Source organism: Aliarcobacter vitoriensis, assembly GCF_003316695.1.
GTDB classification, from domain to species: Bacteria; Campylobacterota; Campylobacteria; order Campylobacterales; family Arcobacteraceae; genus Aliarcobacter; species Aliarcobacter vitoriensis.
In genome coordinates this window covers 1-1,401 of the sequence record NZ_PDKB01000040.1, presented here as the reverse complement: position 1 = coordinate 1,401, position 1,401 = coordinate 1, and the positions used below count along the sequence as shown (strand labels likewise).

Genomic DNA, 1,401 nt, shown 5'->3' with positions numbered 1-1,401 from the left:
TATTTAATATGCGAACGTTGAGTAAGAACTTAACAATAATATCAAATGGATTGTTGGGATTTTTTGCATTTTTAAATAAAGAATCAAAAAGTACAACAGAGATAAAAATAGATAGCGAAGATGAATTTGGAACAATGTCAAAAGTAATCAATGAGAATATAAAAAAGACACAAAATTTAATAGTTCAAGATGAAGCATTGATAAATGATGTAAAAAGAGTAGTAGAAGAAGTAAAAGCAGGTAAATTAAATAAAAGAATAGAAAAAACAACAGCAAATGAAGGCTTAGAAGAATTAAAGAATAACTTTAATGAAATGCTAGAAAATACAATGAATAATATCTGTGTAGATATTAATAAAATAATAGAAGTGTTAGATAGCTTTAGTAAATTAGACTTTAGAGTAAAAATAGAAAATGATAATGGAAAAGTAGCAGTTGGTATAAATAACCTTTCAACAATTATAAATGATATGCTAAAAGAGAATAAGTCAAATGGATTAACATTAGAGAATAGTTCAAGATTACTACTTGAAAATGTAGATAAACTAAACCTAAGTTCAAATGAAGCAGCAGCTTCTTTGGAAGAAACAGCAGCAGCATTAGAAGAGATAACTTCAAATATAAGAAATAATACAAATAGTATCGCTCAAATGTCAAAAATATCTTCTAATGTAACTTCTAGCGCAAAAGATGGAGAAGTGTTGGCAAATAAAACAACAATTGCAATGGATGAAATAAATACACAAGTAAATCTGGTAAATGATGCAATAAGTGTAATAGATAATATAGCATTTCAAACAAATATATTATCTTTAAATGCAGCAGTAGAAGCAGCAACTGCAGGTGAAGCAGGAAAAGGGTTCGCTGTTGTAGCTCAAGAAGTAAGAAATTTAGCTTCAAGAAGTGCAGAAGCAGCTAAAGAGATAAAAGATATAGTTGAACTTGCAACATTAAAAGCAAATGAAGGTAAAAATATAGCCTCAACAATGATAGAAGGATATAAAGAGTTGAATGAGAGTATCTCACAAACAATAAACCTAATATCAGATATAGAGATGTCAAGTAAAGAGCAACTATCAGGAATAGAGCAAATAAATGATGCAGTAAATGAACTAGATAGACAAACACAACAAAATGCAATGGTGGCAAGTCAAACAAATGAAATAGCATTGGGAGCAGATGAGATAGCTAAATTAATAGTAGAAGATGCAAATGCTAAAGAGTTTGTTGGGAAAAATGAAGTAAAGAGTAAAAATCTAGAGAGTAATAAAGTAAATAGAAAAATAGAAGATACTTCAAAAGAAAAACCTATAAAAACAACATCAAATATAAAATCAAAAGTAGAAGTTGTAAAAGAGAATACTAAAGATGATGAGTGGGAAAGCTTTTAGGCTTCCCCTT

1 protein-coding gene is annotated in these 1,401 nt (G+C 28.6%); it reads left to right on the top strand.

From position 1 onward, the window contains the following. The coding region (locus CRU91_RS12020) for a methyl-accepting chemotaxis protein (RefSeq protein ID WP_235827014.1) at positions 1 to 1,391 on the top strand (1,391 nt) is incomplete at its 5' end. Between the last annotated feature and the right edge of the window lie 10 nt (positions 1,392 to 1,401).